Below are 22,591 nucleotides of genomic sequence, written 5' to 3'. Positions count from 1 at the left end.
AAGATTTTAGAATATAGTTTTACTGTAAACTAAAATCAATTATTATGAAATCAGTCTTACAGTTCGTCTTTATATTAATTATCTCGGTACAATTACAGGCACAACAAAAAATCATTTCCGGAATAGTGAGTTCATCTTCTGATGGTTTGCCCTTACCGGGAGCCAGCGTTATGATTAAAGGCACCACAATAGGAACACAAACCGATTTTGATGGGAAATATACGCTATTGGCGAGCGAAGGTGATATCCTTCAGTTTACCTATGTTGGCTTTAAAACTCAAGAAATTAAGCTTAGAAAGGAAACGATGCTCAATATTACCTTAGAAGCAGATAACACTGCCTTGGAGGAAGTGGTGGTTGTGGGGTATGGAGCCACCAGAAAATCATTTCTATCACGGTCAGACAGACGTCATCAAAGAAAGAATGGTCAAGTGGCTCAAACCTTGTCAGGGCAGATTGCTGGAGTCAACGTGGGTCATCGTCAGAATGGAGCATACCCTATTCGTGGTAACACATCGGTCATCAGAAATAACAAACCGTTATATATTGTTGATGGTATAGCCGTAACATCACAGGAAAATATCGATGTTATAAGTCCGAACGACATAAAATCCACCACCATTCTTAAATCTCAAGAAGCAACGGCTATGTATGGAGCAAGAGGCGCTAACGGGGTGATTATAGTTAATACAAAGCAAGGCAATTACAAGCCAAATTACCCTGAATTGACCAACGAAGAGTCTTATGCTGAAATTACTGAAAATCAATTTGAGCGGGTTTCACTATCTCCATTGTCCACCTTTTCAATTGATGTGGACAAAGCATCTTATAGCAATATTAGAAGAATGATCAATAACGGACAGAAAATTCCACCAGATGCTGTACGAATTGAAGAAATGATTAATTATTTCAACTATAACTATCCTCAGCCAACAGGTCAGCATCCTTTTTCGATTCATACAGAGGTTGCCAAAACACCATGGAATGTTGCTACTAAAATTGTGAAAATCGGTTTACAAGGTAAAAGCTTTAAAAATGAAGAATTACCAGCATCAAACTTAACTTTTCTGATTGACGTTTCCGGTTCTATGAACAGTGCCAATAAGCTGCCATTATTGAAATCGGCTTTTAAACTTTTAGTCAATCAATTAAGAGCCAAAGATAAAATAGCGATTGTTGTTTATGCTGGTGCGGCTGGAATGGTATTACCGCCAACCTCGGGGGCAGATAAAGAGAAAATTAGCAATGCTTTGAACAATTTAAGTGCAGGTGGATCGACCGCTGGTGGTGCGGGAATTGAATTGGCGTACGAGATTGCTCAGGAAAATTTTATTAAAAATGGAAACAATCGTGTGATTCTTGCAACTGACGGCGACTTTAACGTTGGTGCATCCAGTGATAAGGACATGGAAAAACTGATTGAAGAAAAGCGTGAAAGCGGTGTGTTTTTATCGGTGTTGGGATTCGGTTTTGGAAATTACAAAGACTCAAAATTAGAAACATTGGCCAATAAGGGCAATGGAAACCACGCCTATATTGATACCATGCAAGAGGCACAAAAAACCTTTGGCAAAGAATTTGGTGGCACGTTGTACACCATTGCTAAAGATGTTAAAATTCAGATAGAATTCAATCCCAAAAAAGTCCAAGCTTACCGTTTGATAGGCTATGAAAACCGATTGTTGGCGGATGAAGATTTTATTGATGATACTAAAGATGCCGGCGAATTGGGAAGTGGTCATACGGTTACGGCGCTTTATGAAGTTATTCCTACAGGTGTGAAAAGCGATTATTTAAAAGATGTAGATGATTTGAAGTATACCGAGACAACTGTAGCACCTGAGTATTCTGACGAATTGTTTACAGTGAAATTCAGATATAAAAAACCCAATGGAGTAAAGAGTATCGAAATGGCACACATTCAAAAAGATGAAGTTTCTGAGCCTTCAGAAGATCTCAGATTTGCTGCGTCAGTCGCCCTGTTGGGAATGCAGCTCAGGGCATCCAAATTTGATAATAAGGCTACCTTAAAAGATATTACGGAAATGGCCAAACAAGGTAGAGGAAGTGATGCTAACGGCTACAGATCGGAATTTATCCGATTAGTGGAATCCTATCAGAATTTATAAGACATGTGTAGATAAAGAGCGGCTCAAAGTCGCGCTTTACTACGATTACGCATTAACTATGCTGTTTTCCTTTTGTTATCATCGAGAATGCCAATGTTGCACAAAGACCTATTAAAGAGAACCCCGCCATCACTGCAAAAACATGTTGGTGGCCCAGCTCGCCTGGCGAGTTATCCAATAGCACACCGATCATTGGTCCAGCAAAAATATCTGGCGTATAGCCAATTACTGAAATAAACCCTACCGCAGTTCCGGTAATGGCTAAAGGCAACTTGGCCTCTTCCATGATTGCAAAATAAAGCACTCGCGTGGCATAGACTCCAATGGCCATAAAAATAACTGATATGATAAATAAGTAAATAGTGGTATCGGAAATAATACCGGAAGCAAAAAACAGGCTACTAAGCATCATGATCAAGAAACCAATAATAATCCATAAGGAAGCCCGAGTCCTATCGGCCAATAGTCCGATAATGATTCCCGTTATCGGCCTGATGTAGAGCAAATAAGTTCCAACCTGAGCTGATCCAATATCGTCATAACCTAAAACATCTTTGGCGTACAAACTAAAGATATCTGTGGTTTTATAACCCACATAAGCACACAAAATGATGAGCATCATAAGCCAAACTGTTGGATATTTTAAAACTGATTTAAAATTTTCAAGCGTATAAATTTTCTTCTGGTTTTGAAGTTTATCAACCTTTGCGGATAAAGGCTTAAGGAAATAGTACACCAGAATTCCAATACAAATAATCATCGCTGAAGACGCCCAGATAACGTATTTAAAAGCATCTTGAAGATGCATTAGGGAAGCTTCAGAAACATCAATGGTTATCATATAAGAAAACACCAAAACGCCAAGAGATCCAAAACTGGCAGCTACAAGTCCTCTGCCGCCATCCAAAAAACCAAAAGCGAGACCCTGCTTGTCTTGTCCGCCCCAAACTCTGGTTGCCTTGATCATAGGTGCCCAAAACAAAAAAATGGTGGTAAATCCGTAATACCCAAACAGCAGTTTCATAGCAAAATAGGAGGGAAAGGTGGCCATATAAAAACCACCGATAGCTGTCATAAAAAGTGCGACTGCCATTAATGTTCTCGGTGCATATTTGTCCGCTAAGGAGCCACCAAAAAAGTACGATATAAATGCAACCACCCCATACACCGAGAAGCAATTGCCCAATTCCAAATTATTGATGTTAAAAATCTCTAAAAAAGTTGGTCTGAAGATACGCGCCAATACAAACGGAAGCACAAAAATGGCCTCTCCTGCAAAAATGAGCAAGAGAATGATAAAAATGGACCGTTTGGATCTTGAAGTGTTCATCACACCTGTAATACACCCATATTAAATTGCTTTTCTATTGGTGAGTGGTTTGCAGCTTCAATACCCATGCTGATCCATGTCCGCGTGTCCAAGGGATCAATAATAGCGTCCGTCCAGATTCTTGCCGCAGCATAATATGGTGAAACTTGAGCATCGTATCGGTCTTTGATTTCTTTATAAAGTGCTTCTTCTTTCTCCTTTGTTATGGTTTCACCTTTCTTTTTAAGTGAGGCCGTTTCAATTTGTAAAAGTACTTTGGCAGCACTATTGCCACTCATAACGGCCAGTTCTGCACTTGGCCACGCAACAATCAATCGTGGATCGTATGCTTTTCCACACATGGCATAATTTCCCGCACCGTAACTGTTACCAATGACAATGGTGAATTTTGGTACTACCGAATTGCTTACCGCATTCACCATTTTGGCGCCATCTTTAATAATGCCACTGTGTTCACTTTTACTGCCCACCATAAATCCGGTAACATCCTGTAAAAATACCAAAGGAATTTTCTTTTGATTACAATTGGCTATAAAACGTGTGGCCTTGTCAGCAGAGTCGTTATAGATTACACCGCCAAACTGCATTTCTCCAGATTTAGTTTTTACTAACTGACGTTGATTGGCCACAATACCTACCGCCCAGCCATCGATACGCGCATACGCTGTGATGATGGTTTTTCCGTAGCCAGCCTTATATTCGTCAAATTCAGAATCGTCCACCAAACGTTTGATGACTTCATACATATCGTATTGATCGCTACGACTTTTTGGTATAATGCCGTAGATATCTTCAGGATTTTCTTTAGGTTTTATCGCTTTTGCGCGATTAAATCCGGCCTTGTCATAATCACCAATCTTATCTATAATGTTTTTGATAGTGTCCAAAGCATCTTTATCGTCTTTAGCTTTATAATCGGTAACACCGGAGATTTCGCAATGGGTCGTGGCACCACCTAAAGTTTCGTTGTCTATAGTTTCGCCAATGGCCGCTTTCACCAAATAACTTCCAGCAAGAAAAATACTTCCCGTTTTATCCACAATTAAGGCTTCATCGCTCATGATAGGTAAATAGGCACCACCTGCCACACAACTTCCCATCACAGCAGAAATCTGGGTAATGCCCATGCTGCTCATAATGGCGTTGTTTCTAAAAATGCGTCCAAAATGTTCCTTGTCTGGGAAGATTTCGTCCTGTAATGGTAAATAAACGCCAGCAGAGTCCACTAAGTAAATAATTGGCAATCGGTTTTCAATGGCGATTTCCTGTGCTCTTAAATTCTTTTTTGCAGTAATGGGGAACCAGGCTCCAGCCTTTACTGTGGCATCGTTGGCCACCACAAGGCATTGTACACCTTTGATATAGCCCATCTTTATCACCACACCACCTGAAGGGCAGCCGCCGTGCTCTTCATACATGTCCTCGCCCGCAAAAGCTGCTATTTCAATGGATTTAGCTTTAGGGTCTAACAGATAATTGATACGCTCACGTGCGGTCATTTTACCTTTCTCATGTTGTTTGTCGATGCTTTTCTGTCCGCCACCCAATTTTACCTTGGCAAGGCGTTGGCGTAAAGCAGAGCGTTGAAGTTTGTTGTGGTCTTCGTTTTTGTTGAAGTTAAGGTCCATTGCAGTTTTTTAGTTTGATGTAAAAATACAAACTTTAAAACTCTTACAAAAGAAGGAAATTGCCCAAAAAATAATCAAGAACCTCGGGGGCCGTTCAATCGGCACCGGCGGCAAAGACCACGAAGTATTACTAAGAAATTGTCTTCCTAAATCGCGGCAAGCCTCAGAGTACATAATCCACTGCTGGAATTAAATTGAATTTTTTGAAAAACTTTCGATAAAACGGCATTTTTTATTTCGTAGATTTGGAAAATACCAATTGAAAGTATCGTCTTTTTCAAAAAAAAGATTATGTCGAAATAAATAGGTGAGATTTAAGGTTTCTGAACTACACCTCACCTAAAACATCCGGATTAAATGGAGAATCGATACAGTAAAATTAAATAATATCAACAGTAAATAATAAATGAAAAAAATATTAGCATTTGCCGGAAGTAATAGTAAAGATTCCATAAATAAACAACTCGCTGTTTATGCGTCAGGATTAATTGAAGGGGCTGAAGTTACCGTTTTAGATTTGAATGATTTTGAACTGCCCATTTTCAGTAAACATTATGAAAAAAGTCACGGTGTTCCTGAAAATGCACTATCGTTTTTGAATTATATCAAACAATCTGATGGGATAGTATTGTCATTGGCTGAAAATAATGCTGCCTATTCTGCAGTGTTTAAAAATTTATTTGATTGGATGTCCAGGGCAGAAGCTAAATTGTTTTTTGGCAAACCTATGTTGCTCATGGCTACTTCTGATGGAAGACGAGGAGCAATTTCTGTTTTGACCATGGCCAAAGAGCGCTTTCCACGTCATGATGCACAAATAGTAGCAGACTTTTCATTACCATCGTTTATGGATAATTTTGAAAATGGAAAGATTACCAATCCCGAGTTAAAAGACGAATTAAAACACAAAGTAGAATTATTGGAAAAACATCTATAATTATGGACATTCAACACACAGATAACGGAAAAGAAGGGGCGTTTTATATCGAAATAGATGGACAAAGAAAAGCAGAAATGACATACTATTACAAAGATTCTGATACCATTGATATTGACCACACCGAAGTTGCAAAATCTTTACAAGGAAAAGGGATAGGTTATGCGTTAATTGATGCCGCAGTGAGGTTTATAAGAAACAAAAACCTAAAAGCAATCACCTCTTGTTCCTATGCAAAAGCAATTTTTGAAAAACGGCAATCCGAATATCAAGATATTATCAAATAACTCATGGATATCTTGAATTGGCGGTTAGGTCGATTCCTCAGTTATAATTAAAAACGATTTTAAATCTAAGTTCTTATTTGTTGTCTGGCTTGGTGTTTCTTTAAAATATAAATAGAAAAAGCAATCAGAATTCCGGTGGCGGCCATTGCTGCACCTACCCAATCGGCAGAGGTATAACCATAACCCATCGCAATAGGTAAGCCTGCAAAGTAAGCCCCTGACGCATTTCCAATATTAAAAGCACTTTGGTTCAGTGAAGACCCTAAAGTTTCAGAGCCTTTTGACGATTGGATAATGAGTAATTGGATAGGCGTGGAAATTGCAAAAGATACCAGTCCGATGATAAATGTCATCACGAGAATCATGGTTTTATCGGATGCCAAATAGGCATTGAGCGAAAGACAGATCACCATTAAAGTGAGAACAATAGTTACGGTATTCAGTGGCGCGAATTTTTCAGTCAGTTTGGCACCAACAAAATTTCCGATCACCATTCCCAATCCAGCCAGTACCATAGCATAAGCGACAACATTTTCTGAATGCCCAGCAACCTCAGTAATAGACGGTGCAATATAACTATACCAAGCAAAAAAACCACCAGTACCTATAGTCGTTAATAAAATAATGAGCCAAAGTTCAGCACGTTTAAAGATTCGAAATTCCTTTAAAAAATTACTTTCAGAAGACTTTTTAAGAGCGGGCATCCAGAATTTAACGCTTAAAACTGCTAAAACGCCAACCACGCCAACCATTAAAAAGGAGACGCTCCAATCAAAACTTTTGCCTAAATAAGTTCCTAATGGCACACCCAAGAGGTTGGCAACGGTCAATCCGCTGAACATAATTGCGATACCTTGAGCTTCTTTTCCTTGTTTAGATAATTTTCCAGCAACTACGGCACCAATTCCAAAAAATGCACCATGTGGCAATCCGGATAGAAAACGTAAGAACATAAACGAATTGTAGCCGGTAGCAAAAGCAGATAAGGTATTGAAAATTGTAAACCATATCATGAGTACCAACAATACCCTGTGAGCAGGCCATTTGCTACCAAATCCTGTCAGTATCGGCGCACCGACGACAACGCCCAAAGCATAAGCCGAAATAAAATGTCCTGCTTCAGGTATACTGATGTTAAATGCATGGGCTACATCTGGCAAAATACCCATGATTACAAATTCAGTCAATCCAATTCCGAATCCCCCAATGGCCAATGACAGTAAAGCTTTATTCATTATTACAATTCTTATAAAAAAATAAGCGCCAAAATTAAAGCTTCGTTCTCAAGATGTCGCAGAAATTATGATAATTAAAAGTTAATTGATACCTTGTAAAAAGGAAGCCTTTTTAGGTGTTGAACAATTAACTACTTGGTGTGTAATTGCAATGTAAAATATTACAATGTATAATTGAATAGATTGAAAAAAATTAAGAGCTTTTGGCCTATACAATTTTTAATAATCCTTTTAAAAACCCACTTTTACAGCTGTTTTTATGTTAAAATAATCGATATTTGCAGTTCCCTTAAAAACTAAGATTTATGGCAATGAATAAAAATACCGTTCTGGCTTGGGCCACAACAATTATGATCATCGTTGGCGTTGCACTCATTGCACTTGGTGCATTTAGATATGATGATGTAGCAGGTTATGGATTTGCTTCAGTAGGCATTGGCTTCTTCGCCATCGCTTGGGTATTCAACGCGCTGAAAGGGCGGGTTTAGCCTTTATCCAAATATTAGCTTGAGATTGATCAAAGTCTTGAGCGTTTGAATTTACCTAATTTTATAATAACTATTAACTCGATTTAAAGATGAGCGATGATAAAAAAGTAATTTTTTCGATGCGAGGTCTTACCAAGACCTTTAAAGGTGCTGATACACCAGTATTGAAAAACATACATTTAAGCTTCTTTTACGGAGCTAAAATTGGAATTTTGGGGCTTAACGGTTCCGGAAAATCCACACTTTTAAAAATTATTGCTGGACAGGATAAAAACTTCCAGGGCGATGTTACTTTTCTTCAGGAATACTCCGTCGGGCTCTTAGAGCAAGAGCCACAGTTGGATGACGACAAAACCGTTATGGAAGTGGTTCGTGAAGGTGCTGCAGAAACGGTAGCCATTCTTGATGAATACAATAAAATCAACGATATGTTTGGACTGGAAGAAGTGTATTCTGATCCAGATAAAATGGAAAAGTTGATGAACCGTCAAGCCGAATTGCAGGATAAAATTGATGCTTCCAATGCTTGGGAACTCGATACGAAATTGGAAATTGCCATGGATGCCTTAAGAACGCCCGATGGTGATAAAAAGATTGGGGTGCTTTCCGGTGGTGAGCGTCGTCGTGTGGCATTATGTCGACTCCTATTGCAAGAGCCTGATGTGTTGTTATTAGATGAGCCTACCAACCATTTGGATGCAGAATCTGTACATTGGCTGGAGCAGCATTTATCTCAATATAAAGGAACAATTATAGCCGTGACCCACGATAGATATTTCTTGGATAATGTGGCAGGTTGGATTTTAGAACTGGATAGAGGAGAGGGTATCCCTTGGAAAGGAAACTACTCGTCTTGGTTAGATCAAAAATCTACCCGTATGGCCCAGGAAAGCAAAACGGCTTCCAAGCGTCAAAAAACCTTGGAACGTGAGTTGGAATGGGTGCGTCAAGGTGCCAAAGGGCGTCAGACCAAACAAAAAGCACGTTTGAACAACTACGATAAATTGATGAGTCAAGATCAAAAGCAACTTGACGAAAAATTGGAAATCTACATCCCCAATGGTCCTCGATTAGGCACAAATGTTATTGAAGCCATTGGAGTCAGTAAAGGTTATGGTGATAAATTACTTTATGAAGATCTAAATTTCAATTTACCTCAAGCAGGTATTGTTGGGGTCATTGGTCCGAATGGTGCAGGTAAAACCACAATTTTCAAAATGATCATGGGTGAAGAAACTCCTGACAAAGGTGAATTTAGAGTAGGTGAAACTGCAAAATTGGCTTATGTGGATCAAAAACATTCCAATATTGATCCTGAAAAATCGATTTGGCAGAACTTCAGTGACGAACAGGAATTGATCATGATGGGTGGAAAACAAGTCAACTCCAGAGCATATCTAAGTCGCTTTAACTTTTCCGGAAGTGAACAGAATAAAAAAGTGAAATTGCTTTCTGGTGGGGAGCGTAACCGTTTGCACTTGGCCATGACGCTCAAGGAAGAAGGTAACGTTTTACTTTTAGATGAGCCAACCAACGACTTGGATGTCAACACTCTAAGAGCCTTGGAAGAAGGTCTTGAGAATTTTGCGGGCTGCGCCGTCGTAATCAGTCACGACAGATGGTTTTTGGATAGGATCTGTACGCATATACTAGCATTTGAAGGCAACTCTCAAGTATATTTCTTTGAAGGTAGCTTTAGTGAATACGAAGAAAACAAGAAAAAACGTCTTGGGGGCGATCTAACTCCAAAACGACTTAAGTACAAGAAATTAGTGCGATAATGCTAATAAAAATGCCGCTCATCGAGCGGTATTTTTTTATTGAGTGAAAGATTATTTATTGTTATTATTAATTGATTTTAATTTTGCTTTAAGCTTATATACTTTATAAATATTCAAACCTAATAAAATCAGTAAAGTAACAACTGCTATTGATAAAATACTGACTATTTTATTAAGGTCTTGAGTGGTTGTGATAATAATACTGAAATTACCCATAATTACGAAATTGCTTAATTATTGTCATATAAATGACCATCCGTAAAATCTTTATAACTCTCATCCACTTCTGCTTTAAAAGCATCGCTATCCGTTAACCGTTTGTTTTCAGCCTTTAATTTGTACATTTTGATTACTGCTATTGCAATAAAAAATAAAAATACGCCTGCAGTTATAAGTAAAACGATAGTAAGATGTTCGGTGCTTACTACGGCGAATTGGGAGACTTTGTGAAATGTAGGAGACATAATTGCAAGAAATTAGATTCGGTTGGCTGTCCAAATATACACTTTTAATTTATTTCGTAACTATATCAAAATAAAAAAGTTACAGCGACGGATTGTTTTTTGCTATAAAATGGATTCGATAAATAGTTACTCATACCAGTCTAACTGCACAACTTCAATGTCAGAATTCGTTTTGTTAACAATGGATCTAAACTTATCAACATCACTCATTCCGTCAGTTCCTCTATAGTGGTACGGATATACTTTTTTGGGTTTAAAATCCAATACCGCACTTGCTGCACTCTCTACCGTCATCGTATATGGAAGATTCATACAAACAAAGGCAATATCAATGTTTTCGAGGCTCCTCATTTCCGGAATGTCTTCAGTATCACCTGAAATATATATTCTTTGATTGTTCCAAGTTAAAACATATCCGTTACCTCTACCTTTTTCATGAAATTTTAAGGCTTCTTCTCTTAAATTATACATAGGGACAGCTTCAATAGAAAAAGCTTCAAGTTCTTTGTTTTCCCCATTGTTCATCACGATAATTTCTTTGGCTTTTAATTCCGGTAATTTTTCTTTCACTGCTGGTGGCACAATAAGTGTCGTTGAATCCAGCACCATATTTTCTAATGTGGATACATCCAAATGATCGCCATGGATATCTGTGATCAGAATATAGTCTGGTTTCTCTTGATCTGAAAATATATTAGAACCACCAACAGGGTCTACATATACCACTTGGTCTTTATATGCCAAAATCATGGTAGCGTGATTAATTGGAATGATATTTATTGCTTCTGGCTGCGTCGACTCGTGAAAATCGTCAGCCATCTCGGAGGCCACTTCTACAGCTTTTTCTGTACTGTGTTTGCAGCCCATCAATAGCATTATAAGTAGTGCTGTAACAATATTTAAATGTTTCATTTTATTTTCATTTTTGTCACTTAAAGATAATGACTTTAAAACTTATTTCTATAGTCTGTAACAATTTTATAAGAATTCATACCAATAAATTAAAGGAATAATAATTTTGATACTGATTTATTTTAACGAAATTGCTGTTCATTAAATTACTTTGAATTCACTTAAATATGAAACTATATGTCAGATGATTTTGATTTATTAGAAACCAATTCCAACGAAAAAACTGGTAAAGTGGATGTCAATTGGGGGAAAGCCGTTGACACCATGAAGTCTAAGCTCGCCCAGGAAGACGATCCACAGTCCCGCCAAAAAATCTTAAATGCCACACTTGATGATGTGGTACATATGGCTGAGAAAGACCGAACAACACTCTTGGATGCCATCAAGGACCTTACAGATTATCAGGACGAAGTGGGGATTATCTTTGAGAAGTTTTCTTCTCTCAATGCCGATGAGCAACGGGTTATTGATGATGCCCAAAAAGCATTGGACCGTGCTCGCATAGAATTGGAAGATGCGCGCAATAAGCCCGATACCTGGTGGAACAATCTATGGGGACGTAAAAGCAAAATCAAACAGGAAGAACAGGAGTTTAAGGAAGCAGAGAAAGTTAGGGCGGGTGCTGATAATAAGGCCAAAGCCATGTTCCAAGAGCGTATTGAAAGCGCCGATGTACAAACGCTTTTGGCCGAACTGTCCTATAAGAGTCAGGCTGCGGTATCCCGTTTAAAAAACAGGGAAGTTGAGATTAAGGAGGTAGAAGATAAGCTTCAAATAGCTATTGTTGAGGCTACTAAAAATCATACCCGTGCCTTAGAAAAGAAAAAAGAAGTAGAAGCCAAACTCGATGATAACTACGCGCTGTTAAAACAGGCCCGCCAAGAATTGGATGAAATTGTTGATAAGCAATCGGCCGACTATGCCCAGTCTGTAGGCAAAGTGACAACCTTGGAACAAAAAATAGAAGAGTTGGAAGGCCTTAAAAACGCCTATACCACATTGGCGGCGAGTAAAGATAGCTTTGTGCATAAGCATAACCTGACCATTAAGGTATTGACATCTCTACGTAGCAATTTACAGACACACCGTGCTAAACTAAAGAGTGATACCGAAGAGCGACTTAAATATTATGACGGTTATGTTGTGGCTTTAAAAGCGCGCACAGATCAGGAATTCGCGGCTATACTTGAACATTTGGGGGTCAAGACCGATGAGCATATTGGAGAAACCTTAGCATCAATGCATACCGCAAGTGCAAAAGCACGTCAGGAAATGATGGATAATATTCCTGTACACGAAAAAGTGATGCAAGGAGTTTATAGCAGTTACGCAGAAGCTTTACAGGAAATCCGTACTAAAGATGCCGATATTCAAAAGAATTTCGCCGAGCGCTACGGTATTGACATGAAAGAGATCTTTGAGGATTACTATAAGGCTGACGCTACAAAACCCTCAGGTAATGACGATGCAGGAAAACCTGCGGCAGCGCCAAAACCAGAAACCAATTCCGACGATCTATTGTCTTGATTCAACGAATGATAGTTGACCTGACTGATTTTCAAAATCTGTCTGGTCTATTGAGTGTTTTGTTCAAAGCGTTCCCACGCGAAAAGCGTGGTCAGGCCTGCCTGCTGGCAGGTAGGTGTTCCGCTGTATCTTTTTTGTTTGAAGGTTTGGCTAAACTCAACCTCCAAACAAACAAGGATGCCGCTGCATCCCTTAACGCGTGTTTAGACTGTAGTTACATTAGCAATAATTCATAATTTTTAAATATAAAAGTGTCCATTAATCACATCGTAACACCATTAGATTCTGCATATCTCGATTCCAAGGAGCAGTATGTGTTTTATCATAAAATGGTCGATTTTGTACTAAAAGAATTAATAGTGAGTGCACAACGTGAAAATCTGTGCACCCACCAGGAACTCATTTTTTTTAAACAATATGCTGATTTGCTATTGTATTCCATTGAAGCCATGCGGGTCAAGTACATGTATGACGAAGAGGAGAATATGAAAGTGGATCTGACCGAATCTGGTTTTCCCAATTATTTAGAATTCCGGTATCTGTTCAATGATTTGTCATTAAAGGCAAACTACGTCAACAAACTTAAAGATGTGAGTGAGTTACAGGAAGAGTTTTTGGATACCTTGCTCCGAAAGAAAGAACCCATCAAAAAAAGTAAATTGTTTCAAGCGGCCTCCATTGTTTATTACACTTCAGTAGAACAGAAGTTTATTTTCAATCGGTTTGTCCAAGGAAAAATCATCAAGGCACCTGAAAATTCTGAAGCCGAATTCATGACCAGTTGGAGTTTTTTTGATGTAGGTTGCAACCGACCTTTTATCTGTTATATGTATTTTGACTTTGAGGGTGCCACTATTGAAGCCCATAAAAAACAGATTTACGAAGTGCTTAAAACCACCGCAGATCGGGTGATGAGTTTAGATGTTATGGCCTATGGTATTGACCGAAAATTGAAGGATATTCGGCCGAAACACATCAAGCGTATTGATCTGGGACCGTTTCATAATGTTTTTGCCAAGGATGAAAATCAAATCACCCATGCTATTCTCAAGAATATTGCAGATAAAGTGGTGCCACTGGAATCCTACGCATTGTCTTTAAGTGTTGACGAAGTATTTTCAGGCAGCGAATTTAGTGAAGGAGGCTATTTTTCAAAGCAAATTTTACAGAAATGGAATGACCCTGTGCATAAAAATTATGTCATGGCGCGACACCGTATCATTCAGTTGTTATACAGTAAAACACCGGAAATAATGAATGGTTTGGCTAAACCGCCGATTCAGATGGCGGATTTGAAAATAAGTGAAGTGTAAAATAGAAGTTAGACCGCTGCGCTTAAAGTACAAAGAATCAAGACTTTTAATTGTTAAGCATTGAAAGTTTTTTAAATAAACGATAAAAAATTCCTTCTCTATTTAAGGGAAGGTGGATTAAATTCCCGTGGAGGAATTTAAGGCGGAAGGGTGTAATCAAGAATCTCGTGGACCTTCAGACCACCATGGGCGGTCAAGCCCACGAGGAGGTATGAATAAGGAATTGCCTTTTCAATCGGGGCAAGCCTCGGGTTATTGAAACCGACTTGAGAGAATCAACCACATCGTCTTCATCCCGTTTTCTCGGGATGAATCCACTCCTCCTATCAAAGGAGCAGAATTAAAAGAGATTATAAAATTTATATAGTCGTACACCCGCCTGAACGGATGGGCAGGTTCGTGGCTAATTCAATACATAATTCATAAATCAACCAATGCAACAAAACTCAACCTTTCCCATAAAACAAAATGATCTCGATATGCTTCGTGACGAAGCCGCGTCGTATCTTAAAAGTATCCAATGGGAACAAGGGCAACGCGCCAAGAACAAAGATAAGGACGCCAAAGACGATTCCATTCTTCTCTATCTTTCAAGGGCCAATAATGGCTCCAATATGGCAGAAACAACGGCAGTTTCCAAAACTATTTTAGAGCTTAAAAAGCGTTTGCTTCCAGATTCCATTGCCATTCCAGTATTACTTAACCAAACGCTGTATGCCGTTCAAGAAGGTTTGACCTTAGGTATTTGGATCAAGGATAGCTACTATGATGCTTCAGGACTATCCAGTTTAAATGAGCGAAAAGCCTCATTGGACAGCATGGGGAAAAGAGAGTATGAAAGCAAAATGCATACGGCAACTGGCTTCATGTTGTTTTCAGCGGCCTATAATATTTTGCACAACTTAAAACCTTATGCATCTGACGATTTGAGCGTGATGAAGCAAAAATTTGCGGGTATCCCTGAAGTTTCGCTTTTATCGCCTCTAAAAGGTGTGGCCTGTACCTTGTTTTATTATGACAAGTATTTGGGACATCCAGATATCATCAAAAGTGATAAGGATGTGGCCGATTTTACAGTGGTCTTCTTTGAAGCATTGATTGATGAAATTCAAATGCGAAAATCTACTTTGGAGTATCAGGAAACCATTGTGGACAGAACTTATAAACTTGAGCATTCCGAATTTGCAATTTCTGGGTGGAATAATGTTTTTGCCGGTGCTGCTAAAAGCGTCGAATTCAACAAAATTAAGTTTGAACAGATTGTCGGAAACAAAGACGCCAAACATTTTGCACGCCGATTAACCGAGCGCATGCTGAGTTACGATTTTACCGCCAAAAAGAATCCGTTTCAGGAATTGGGCGGCTTTATGCCAGTCTTTATGGGTTACGGTATTCCTGGAACAGGAAAAAGTATGCTTATAGCCGCAATTGCTACAAAACTAAAGGAACATTGTGACCATTTGGAGATCCCATTTTTATTCCATCCGATGCCCGATACCTTGATTTCCACCTTTCAGGGCGGTTCTGCCGAAAAAATGGTGGAATGGATGAAGCCCATGCAAGATCCTTCAAAATTGATTTTCGCACCTATTGACGATGCTGAAAACAATCTGCAGGAACGTACTGCTCAAGGCGTTTCTGCTGGCGTTAAAGAGGTTATTGGGGTGTTTTTAAGATACACGGAAGGGGCTTACGCGGTAAATTATGGTAATAGCTCTATCGGATTATTTACTAATTTACCGGAAATGCTGGATAAAGCTGTGATTTCAAGGGTGCAAGGTCGATTCAAAATCGACGGTGCACGTACCGAACATGACTTTTTGGACCAAGATCATTTATGGTGGCGTAAGTTAGAAAAAACGATGCCCGATTTTATAAATATGAAAGATCCAAAACACTATAACTATCTCCAGGATCAAGGTTTGGCCAAGAACATGGGAGAGATTTTAAGCGCCGTGAATAAGCCTACTGAGCAGCGCGTCCATGCTGTTTATGATCAGGTTGAAAAGCAGTTTCAAACCAATGAACATCAATTTTATGCCAATTTATATAAAGAAATCCAAAAAATTTTTCCGTTCTTTTCATCAAGGGATGTGAGAAATATCCAATCGGCCATCTCATTGCGTTTAACCGATTTTGATTTGGAACCCGCTTGGTTCGATAATCCCGAGATCTATTTTAAACAGACCTACGAGACCAAATTCAACATGCTGCAGGAATTGATGCGGGCCAATATGAAAGGTCTCAATTTTTCTGAAATAAGGCGTCAGGAAGTTGTGCGTTATTTGGATAATGTTGCCACCATTGCCGACACCGATTTCAAACGTCAAGTGGATTCAAGGGTCAACCAACTCAACATCGAATTGGAAGCACGAAAAAAGTTTGAAAATTAGGGACTAATTAGTGATTTTTTTGAAATTTAGACAACCGACAACCGACAACCGACAACCGACAACTCAAAAACAATGTCAAAAAACATAAAAAACATCATCTATAAAACACTTTCCAAAGCTTGGGCTACTCTACTGGAGATCAATTATGATTACCGGTTTAAAGATGGCACATGGAAACGCGTTTCGAGAGAAAGCTATGATCGTGGGCATGGTACTGGGATTTTATTATACAATATTGAAAAAGGGACTATTATATTGACAAACCAATTTAGGATGCCAATTTACCATACCAATAAAGACGAAGCGATGTCCATTGAAGTCTGTGCTGGTGCTATAGATGATAATGATTTGCCGGAATCTACAATAATTAGAGAAGTAGAAGAAGAGGTTGGATATAAGGTAAGGGATGTTAAAAAGGTGATCGAAACATATATGTCACCTGGAGCCTTAACCGAAAAGATGTATTTGTATGTGGCACCATATTCTGAAGATATGAAAGTCAGTGAAGGTGGCGGATTGGCAAGTGAACATGAAGAAATTGAAGTTATGGAAATACCGTTTACCAGAGCCTTGGAAATGATAGAGTCTGGAGAAATTCGGGACGCCAAAACTATTATTTTGTTGCAATATGCTCAGATAAATAATTTAATTAAGCATTAAGAACAAAGAAAAACGAGCCTGCACATCCGCTTTTTTTGAAAATCATGTAGAAGCAGGCAGCAAATGAATATCGGAAAAAATAAAGAGATTCCCACCTTTGTGGGAAATGATATGGAAAAACTAAAAACAGCACAATTATTTAGAAACGATCTCATCCCTATCAGTGGGAAATTGGTAGAGCGCTATAATCAATGTCTAAAAATTTTGGGGTTGACTGAAACAAAACTCACAAGTTTTTCAATCGACGGCTTGGGTTGGAGCCCTGAAATTGCTGAAGAAAAAAAGGTAATCCATTATCTGAATAATGGAGAGGCCAATCCGAATGCCATTATCATTACACCATTACAAAAAGGAAAACCGGTGTATATGCCATTTCATACGTTTGATCGGGAGATGATGCAATTGATTTTCAGAACTCATGGTGATATAATTAATGATATTACCAGAGACTGTGCTATTTGCGTTGACTTTGATCAATTTATTGATGCTTTTTATGAACCTTTGGACGTGCTGAAATACAAGGATATCTCCATTAGCTTTAAACTGATCAACAATCTTAATAAAATACAAAAACAACAGTTTGAGTTGATCGACAGGTTTAAACAAGGACATAATTTTATTGACGAAAATCTGCACCAACGCTTGTTGAATTCAGCAAAAACTTATGGCGACTTAAGACACCGGAATTTGGACCTTAAAGAACTATATTTTACTACGGACTCTTTTTACACGAAGGCTTTTGGAGGTGTGTATGTTTTGCGTGATTTCATTACGCCCATTGTGGTTTTTGAAGATGAAAAGTGGCATAAGGAAGCCATTAAGGATACCTCTCATGACGTATTGATTTATCACATTTCACAGCCTGAGTTGTTAGACAAGTTACGCGACCATCTGATTATTGAATATAATTTGGATGACGTGGTTAAGACCGCGCGCTATGAGCGGATTAAAAAGTTCATGTTTTCGCAATTTTTACAAGAAACGCAACATCCCATTAAGGATATTTTGGATGATAAGGTATTATTCAAAGGATACTTGAACAAATTGCCTATTGAGGATCGGAAAAGAGTGATGAGCGTGGAATTGTATCTTGAAAAAATGGAAGTCAGCAATCAATATAAATTAGCAGATACTGTCGATGAGGAACTTTTTGAAGCCTTGCAAAAGCCACATTCGTCCTTAAATGCAAAACATCAGGATTTGATTTGGAAATTGTTGGTAAATATTTCGTCTTTAGATGTTTTGTTCCTGTATTGGTATGACAAAGAACAGTTTTATGAAAAGTATAGAAATTGGGATGATTCGCTGAAAGATTGGGTGATTGCAACGATTCGTAACAATATATAAATTTTTTAGACTAATTTTAAGGGAGGTGAATAGTTTCAAGTTTTCTTTACATGTTCATTGCGTTTGTCGAATTGAATTTGGATTAAATCAGAGAGAAAGCCTTTTAAATGAAGAATAGGTCAACCACCTCGTCTTTACCCCGTTTTCTCGGGATGAATCCACTCTTCCTTTTAAGGAGGAGAAATTTTGAGATAACGATTATTAAAAAAATCCTTCCCTTGAATGAAAGGGAAGGTGGATTTAGGCTCAGTATAGAGCCTGAAGAAGGAAGGGTTTATTCGTAATTATATCAAAACAATCAAAATAGATATTAACGAACTCTTCTTCGCTTTGAAAGCATAATCCTTCTCCTTTAGAAGGAGTTTAATTTATAAAAACTAAAAAAAATGACCTTAGAGATCATCGTTTTCATCGGCTCAATTCTATTCGGAATCCTCCTTTATTGGAGAGAATCTACAGGTAACGGGATGTATCGCTTTTTCAATAAAATGATGTATTCCAAAAAACTCCAAATGTCACCAAATGATCCCACGGGCTTTCTGTATCAGCAAAAATTTATTTTACGTTTGGTATTTATTGCCATGATTTTTCTGGTTGCAATTTTAATTGCGCGCTTTTTGATTCCGATTGATATTGCAACAATCTCCGTATTTGCCTCAAGTATTGTCGGGACGCTCTTGGGAACTTATATTGGAGGATTTGTTTTAAAATCCGAAAAAGTTATCGATGCCCATAGTGAAAATTTAGAAGAAAAATTTGATCATGCCATAGAACAAAGCAAGGATTTTGTTAAGGATATCACTTCAAGAGAACCAAAAGTGGTGGAAGAAGCCAAAAAAGAAATTGAAGAAGAACCACAGCCACCAAAAAAGAGCGCTAGAGAGCGATTGAAAGATAAAGGATTAATGTAAATGGGATTTACGATTTTTGAATGGCGATTTTTGATTAACAATTCATTATTATCTTAACAACCGACAACCGACAACCGACAACCGACAACCCACAACAGAACACTATGATAAAGAACTATTGGAATAAAGGATCAAGACAAAAAACCATCACCATCATTAGTGCCTTGGTTTTAATAATCTTGTTGTTTTTTCTTCGGGACGATTACCAACCATTTTTGTTATTCATTAGAAAATATATTTTTATAATTCTCTTTATTGGTCTGGTCTTATTTTTTGGGCTGCGAAAGTTTAGAAATGCCGTTGGTGTGGGGCGCCGTTTAGGAATCTTAGGACTTTTAATTCTGTTTCTTGGGTTGCTTTATGTAGTAGGTTGGCATTTTAAAATGTATGATTATATGAAAACCTATAATGTTTTCAATAACTTGAATAGAGTTGAAATCAACGAATTGCCATTGACACAAAACGAACGCATCCAACCATTACGCAATATCTTTTCTATGGCCAATGAGTCGGTTGGAGAAACAAAAGATGTGTCTTTGCCTCATTTGGTAAGAATAGATAATGAGAACAGATGGACAATGGCCATCCAGCCTTCCGAGAAATACACCATGCAGCAAATTAGTGAGAATACGGAGGAGATTTTTTCTGTTTCCAGTACGTCGCCATTTCCGAGGTTTTCAAATGAGAATCGGATTCCAGTGACCTTCTCGATTGGCGAATCCTTAAAATTCAGTCGTAATACCTACAATGCGGTGGTGCAGCGCTTCAATATTTTTCAGTTGTTTACCATGGAGCCCGGTGACACCTTTTATATGAAGAACGACTCTGGAAATTGGGTGGAAGTAGTCAGTTTAATCAAGTGGAAGGGTTTCTTTTTTCCTTATCCAACTTTTGGTGGGGTGATGATCATTGATAGTGGAAAGCACGATTTTAACGACTATTTGGAGCGCGTCTTGATTGGAAAAGGCACTTATATCAGTCCTGAGGAAATGAAAAACCATCCGTTTTTGACCAAACAAAATACCTTATCAGAAAATATATCGCGCTTGCAAGCAGAGTCCTTAAAGTTTTTGGGAGGATTTACAGATCCTCTGCCATGGAAAATGCAAACTGCTGTAAAAATTCCGGATATGCCCGATGACCAAAATGAACAACCTTTTGTAACCGATTTTAATTTTGAAGACGTTGATGCCAAGGCTTATAGCGGTTTGTACCATTGGTTTGGATTGGAACCGATTGGCGATGAACGTACCAGTTTAACTTATAGTGTTTTTGTGCCGGCAGATGGCACTGATCAACTTTATTATTATGATCACGCAGCTAAAAAGCAAGGTTATGCCGGCGTATCTGCTATGCCATTAAAAATTATTGAATCGCGAAAGGAATACGACTGGTCAGTGAATAAGCCGGTAGAGTTCAGGCCGTATATTAAAGATATTGCCGGACGCCGGCGCATGTTTTTCTTAGGAACGGTATCAGCCGTACAAGCCGATTCACAAAAGTTTGACGGTTCGGCAACCCCTGATTTGGCTTTGGTGGACAGTGAATATCGGAATGTGATCTGGATTGATGTCAAACATCCAAGTCAGTGGGACAAAACCGTATACGATGAGTTAAATGAAGCTTGGAGAGCAAGTGAAGGAATCGGGTACTATTATAATGAAACCACCGTGCCAACAGACGCGGATGTTCAAAGAGTTATAGATTCCATCCAATCCATTCCTAAAGTCAATGCCAACGCTGATGAAATCGAAAAATTGCAACGTGAGATTGATTCTTTGAGGTCGGTAGGAAACTAAGTTCCAACACCAGTGGATGAACATGTTAGGTTGTTGATTTCTGAGTTTAAAAGAACTAAGCCAATGTGGTATATCCGATCATTACTGCAGCCAATAATGAAAAGAGTAAAGTTAAGATTGCCAATGAAGTGCTGACGGTTTTTTTTACAATAAACCTAAAAATTACAACTAGAGGGATAAAAGCCCCCATAATAAATATCGGAATTGTAATCCACTCCATAATTGCTTTGAAAGTGTTACTACCTGAATCTTCAAACATAAGGTTCATAAATAAGAGGTACAGTAAAACTGAGATACTGCCTATAAATAACCATAAATCGATACGATATTGTTTATTTTGTTTCATAACTTGATTGGTTTGCCCTCATAAAATCGGTAATTAAATAGGTAATGAGTTTGCCCACAATAGTCTCTGTCTCCGGTGTTGGCGCTGCTTCACAAATATGTAAATAAACAACATTTTTTTGTTGTCCGAAATAGTTCACATAAGTTCGAGCTCTTTTGATACTGAAACCGCTTGGTGTCATGGCACTGCTTGGAATATACTGAATGGCATCACAATCTAACTCGACTCCAAAAGGTTTGTCGGCCACATGCTTTGCAGCGCGCGACAATTCCGCTTTAAACTTTTTGTCTTTTCTAATGGTTAAAGCTTCGAAGGTATTGAATTGTAATGCTTTAAATCGGTCTAAGATCTTAAAAATATGATCGGAAGTATAATTTTCATGCAGGCCGAAAATAAAATAGTTCTTCAAGAAACCTTCAGCAAATGCGTAACTGAATCCATTGCCACTATGTCTGCCTTCCTCTCGTCTAAAATCAGAATGAGCGTCAAAATTAACGACATTAATTGGTTTTTTAAAAGCCAATGAGCTACCTTTTAAATTACCATAAGCATTATTATGTCCGCCACCAATAACAATTGGCTTTTTCCCTGAACGCACAATTTGATAAACGAGATCGGTAACATGCTTGTCTATCTTTTCAGTAAGTTTTCTTGCTTTTTCGATGTGTTTTTTGTCGTTTGCATCATATTTATCAATCTTGTCCATTTCTTTGGAGAAGTCTAAATGACCAAGAATGAGGACTTTTTTTACATTTGTAAATCTATTACTTTGAATGTTTAACAAAACCTTTAGAGTTGCTTCCCAGGCCTTGGCTGCACCTCGATTTCCATAGTTTGCAAACACACCTACATCTTCCGGAATTCCAAATATAACGTAGTCAACGTCCAAAGATGTTAGCGAATCGTATATATGGGTAGAATTGGAAAGTAATTGGACATGTTCTCCAAATTTGGATTCATTAGCTCTTTTTATAAGTAATTTATCTAAATCATTTTTATTAAATAGAACAAGTTTCTCCATTTTTGAGAATTTAATTTTACATTTGATGTATTAAAATTACATCATAATTTTTTCCAATAATCAAAAATAACAAAACCAGTGTT

General features: G+C 38.2%; 19 protein-coding genes. 12 read left to right on the top strand and 7 right to left on the bottom strand.

The window, feature by feature from the left end:
- Positions 1–44: 44 nt before the first annotated feature.
- Positions 45–2,129: a VWA domain-containing protein gene (locus tag H3Z82_RS13115; protein WP_182205964.1), complete on the top strand. Its 2,085-nt coding sequence runs from the start codon at positions 45–47 to the stop codon at positions 2,127–2,129.
- A gap of 52 nt (positions 2,130–2,181) precedes the next feature.
- Here the strand turns inward: H3Z82_RS13115 and H3Z82_RS13110 are convergent, their stop codons facing one another.
- The gene (locus tag H3Z82_RS13110; protein ID WP_182205963.1) at positions 2,182–3,459 is read right to left on the bottom strand and encodes an MFS transporter; all 1,278 of its coding nucleotides are present in this window, start codon (positions 3,457–3,459) and stop codon (positions 2,182–2,184) included.
- Complete coding sequence (locus H3Z82_RS13105) at positions 3,459–5,087, bottom strand: acyl-CoA carboxylase subunit beta (protein ID WP_182205962.1); 1,629 nt, start codon at positions 5,085–5,087, stop codon at positions 3,459–3,461. The genes H3Z82_RS13110 and H3Z82_RS13105 overlap by 1 nt, the downstream gene beginning before the upstream one ends.
- A 406-nt stretch (positions 5,088–5,493) precedes the next feature.
- Here H3Z82_RS13105 and H3Z82_RS13100 point away from each other — a divergent pair, with 406 nt between their 5' ends.
- Together H3Z82_RS13100 and H3Z82_RS13095 are read left to right on the top strand one after the other, a co-directional pair.
- Positions 5,494–6,024 carry an NADPH-dependent FMN reductase gene (locus H3Z82_RS13100; RefSeq protein ID WP_182205961.1) on the top strand — a complete coding sequence of 177 codons (531 nt, stop codon included), beginning with the start codon at positions 5,494–5,496 and terminating at the stop codon, positions 6,022–6,024.
- A 2-nt stretch (positions 6,025–6,026) separates the two neighbouring features.
- Complete coding sequence (locus H3Z82_RS13095; protein WP_182205960.1) at positions 6,027–6,311, top strand: GNAT family N-acetyltransferase; 285 nt, start codon at positions 6,027–6,029, stop codon at positions 6,309–6,311.
- 65 nt (positions 6,312–6,376) lie between these two features.
- Here the strand turns inward: H3Z82_RS13095 and H3Z82_RS13090 are convergent, their stop codons facing one another.
- A complete protein-coding gene (locus H3Z82_RS13090; protein ID WP_182205959.1) occupies positions 6,377–7,546 on the bottom strand; it encodes an MFS transporter in 1,170 nt (389 codons plus the stop codon).
- Between the two features lie 305 nt (positions 7,547–7,851).
- Here H3Z82_RS13090 and H3Z82_RS13085 point away from each other — a divergent pair, with 305 nt between their 5' ends.
- Complete coding sequence (locus tag H3Z82_RS13085; RefSeq protein WP_182205958.1) at positions 7,852–8,034, top strand: CAL67264 family membrane protein; 183 nt, start codon at positions 7,852–7,854, stop codon at positions 8,032–8,034.
- Positions 8,035–8,123: 89 nt separating this feature from the next.
- Complete coding sequence (gene ettA, locus H3Z82_RS13080; RefSeq protein WP_182205957.1) at positions 8,124–9,815, top strand: energy-dependent translational throttle protein EttA; 1,692 nt, start codon at positions 8,124–8,126, stop codon at positions 9,813–9,815.
- 230 nt (positions 9,816–10,045) lie between these two features.
- Here ettA and H3Z82_RS13075 read toward each other — a convergent pair whose 3' ends face one another.
- Together H3Z82_RS13075 and H3Z82_RS13070 are read right to left on the bottom strand one after the other, a co-directional pair.
- On the bottom strand, positions 10,046–10,279 hold the full coding sequence (locus H3Z82_RS13075) for a hypothetical protein (RefSeq protein WP_182205956.1): 234 nt from the start codon (positions 10,277–10,279) through the stop codon (positions 10,046–10,048).
- Between the two features lie 126 nt (positions 10,280–10,405).
- Positions 10,406–11,191: an MBL fold metallo-hydrolase gene (locus tag H3Z82_RS13070; RefSeq protein ID WP_182205955.1), complete on the bottom strand. Its 786-nt coding sequence runs from the start codon at positions 11,189–11,191 to the stop codon at positions 10,406–10,408.
- A 177-nt stretch (positions 11,192–11,368) separates the two neighbouring features.
- Between H3Z82_RS13070 and H3Z82_RS13065 the strand changes: the two genes are divergently transcribed.
- The 7 genes from H3Z82_RS13065 to H3Z82_RS13035 all read left to right on the top strand — a co-directional run bounded on the left by H3Z82_RS13065 (position 11,369) and on the right by H3Z82_RS13035 (position 21,141).
- Positions 11,369–12,718, top strand: a complete 1,350-nt coding sequence (locus H3Z82_RS13065) for a coiled-coil domain-containing protein (RefSeq protein WP_182205954.1) — start codon at positions 11,369–11,371, stop codon at positions 12,716–12,718.
- A 251-nt stretch (positions 12,719–12,969) separates the two neighbouring features.
- Complete coding sequence (locus H3Z82_RS13060) at positions 12,970–14,031, top strand: hypothetical protein (RefSeq protein WP_182205953.1); 1,062 nt, start codon at positions 12,970–12,972, stop codon at positions 14,029–14,031.
- Between the two features lie 434 nt (positions 14,032–14,465).
- Positions 14,466–16,424, top strand: coding sequence for an AAA family ATPase (locus H3Z82_RS13055; RefSeq protein ID WP_182205952.1), 1,959 nt, complete (start codon positions 14,466–14,468; stop codon positions 16,422–16,424).
- A 72-nt stretch (positions 16,425–16,496) separates the two neighbouring features.
- The gene (locus H3Z82_RS13050) at positions 16,497–17,084 is read left to right on the top strand and encodes an NUDIX domain-containing protein (RefSeq protein WP_182205951.1); all 588 of its coding nucleotides are present in this window, start codon (positions 16,497–16,499) and stop codon (positions 17,082–17,084) included.
- Positions 17,085–17,147: 63 nt separating this feature from the next.
- Positions 17,148–18,431 (top strand): DUF6638 family protein, encoded by a 1,284-nt coding sequence (locus H3Z82_RS13045; protein ID WP_235982452.1) that lies wholly within the window; start codon positions 17,148–17,150, stop codon positions 18,429–18,431.
- Positions 18,432–18,817: 386 nt separating this feature from the next.
- Positions 18,818–19,342: a hypothetical protein gene (locus H3Z82_RS13040; RefSeq protein WP_182205950.1), complete on the top strand. Its 525-nt coding sequence runs from the start codon at positions 18,818–18,820 to the stop codon at positions 19,340–19,342.
- Positions 19,343–19,446: 104 nt separating this feature from the next.
- Complete coding sequence (locus H3Z82_RS13035; protein ID WP_182205949.1) at positions 19,447–21,141, top strand: hypothetical protein; 1,695 nt, start codon at positions 19,447–19,449, stop codon at positions 21,139–21,141.
- 55 nt (positions 21,142–21,196) lie between these two features.
- On the opposite strand, the gene H3Z82_RS13030 is transcribed toward H3Z82_RS13035, so the two are convergent.
- A complete protein-coding gene (locus H3Z82_RS13030) occupies positions 21,197–21,487 on the bottom strand; it encodes a hypothetical protein (RefSeq protein ID WP_182205948.1) in 291 nt (96 codons plus the stop codon).
- A complete protein-coding gene (locus H3Z82_RS13025; protein ID WP_182205947.1) occupies positions 21,474–22,508 on the bottom strand; it encodes a formimidoylglutamase in 1,035 nt (344 codons plus the stop codon). Before H3Z82_RS13025 ends, H3Z82_RS13030 begins: the two co-directional genes overlap by 14 nt.
- Positions 22,509–22,591 lie beyond the last annotated feature (83 nt).

The sequence above is a fragment of the Gelidibacter maritimus genome, assembly GCF_014062315.1.
In the GTDB taxonomy this organism is placed as follows: domain Bacteria; phylum Bacteroidota; class Bacteroidia; order Flavobacteriales; family Flavobacteriaceae; genus Gelidibacter; species Gelidibacter maritimus.
This window is presented reverse-complemented; position numbering and strand designations above follow the sequence as displayed.

Coding starts and splice junctions, on each gene's coding strand:
- H3Z82_RS13115 (WP_182205964.1), top strand. CDS start 45: ATGAAATCAGTCTTACAGTTCGTCTTTATATTAATTATCTCGGTACAA.
- H3Z82_RS13110 (WP_182205963.1), bottom strand. CDS start 3,459: ATGAACACTTCAAGATCCAAACGGTCCATTTTTATCATTCTCTTGCTC.
- H3Z82_RS13105 (WP_182205962.1), bottom strand. CDS start 5,087: ATGGACCTTAACTTCAACAAAAACGAAGACCACAACAAACTTCAACGC.
- H3Z82_RS13100 (WP_182205961.1), top strand. CDS start 5,494: ATGAAAAAAATATTAGCATTTGCCGGAAGTAATAGTAAAGATTCCATA.
- H3Z82_RS13095 (WP_182205960.1), top strand. CDS start 6,027: ATGGACATTCAACACACAGATAACGGAAAAGAAGGGGCGTTTTATATC.
- H3Z82_RS13090 (WP_182205959.1), bottom strand. CDS start 7,546: ATGAATAAAGCTTTACTGTCATTGGCCATTGGGGGATTCGGAATTGGA.
- H3Z82_RS13085 (WP_182205958.1), top strand. CDS start 7,852: ATGGCAATGAATAAAAATACCGTTCTGGCTTGGGCCACAACAATTATG.
- ettA (WP_182205957.1), top strand. CDS start 8,124: ATGAGCGATGATAAAAAAGTAATTTTTTCGATGCGAGGTCTTACCAAG.
- H3Z82_RS13075 (WP_182205956.1), bottom strand. CDS start 10,279: ATGTCTCCTACATTTCACAAAGTCTCCCAATTCGCCGTAGTAAGCACC.
- H3Z82_RS13070 (WP_182205955.1), bottom strand. CDS start 11,191: ATGAAACATTTAAATATTGTTACAGCACTACTTATAATGCTATTGATG.
- H3Z82_RS13065 (WP_182205954.1), top strand. CDS start 11,369: ATGTCAGATGATTTTGATTTATTAGAAACCAATTCCAACGAAAAAACT.
- H3Z82_RS13055 (WP_182205952.1), top strand. CDS start 14,466: ATGCAACAAAACTCAACCTTTCCCATAAAACAAAATGATCTCGATATG.
- H3Z82_RS13050 (WP_182205951.1), top strand. CDS start 16,497: ATGTCAAAAAACATAAAAAACATCATCTATAAAACACTTTCCAAAGCT.
- H3Z82_RS13045 (WP_235982452.1), top strand. CDS start 17,148: ATGAATATCGGAAAAAATAAAGAGATTCCCACCTTTGTGGGAAATGAT.
- H3Z82_RS13040 (WP_182205950.1), top strand. CDS start 18,818: ATGACCTTAGAGATCATCGTTTTCATCGGCTCAATTCTATTCGGAATC.
- H3Z82_RS13035 (WP_182205949.1), top strand. CDS start 19,447: ATGATAAAGAACTATTGGAATAAAGGATCAAGACAAAAAACCATCACC.
- H3Z82_RS13030 (WP_182205948.1), bottom strand. CDS start 21,487: ATGAAACAAAATAAACAATATCGTATCGATTTATGGTTATTTATAGGC.
- H3Z82_RS13025 (WP_182205947.1), bottom strand. CDS start 22,508: ATGGAGAAACTTGTTCTATTTAATAAAAATGATTTAGATAAATTACTT.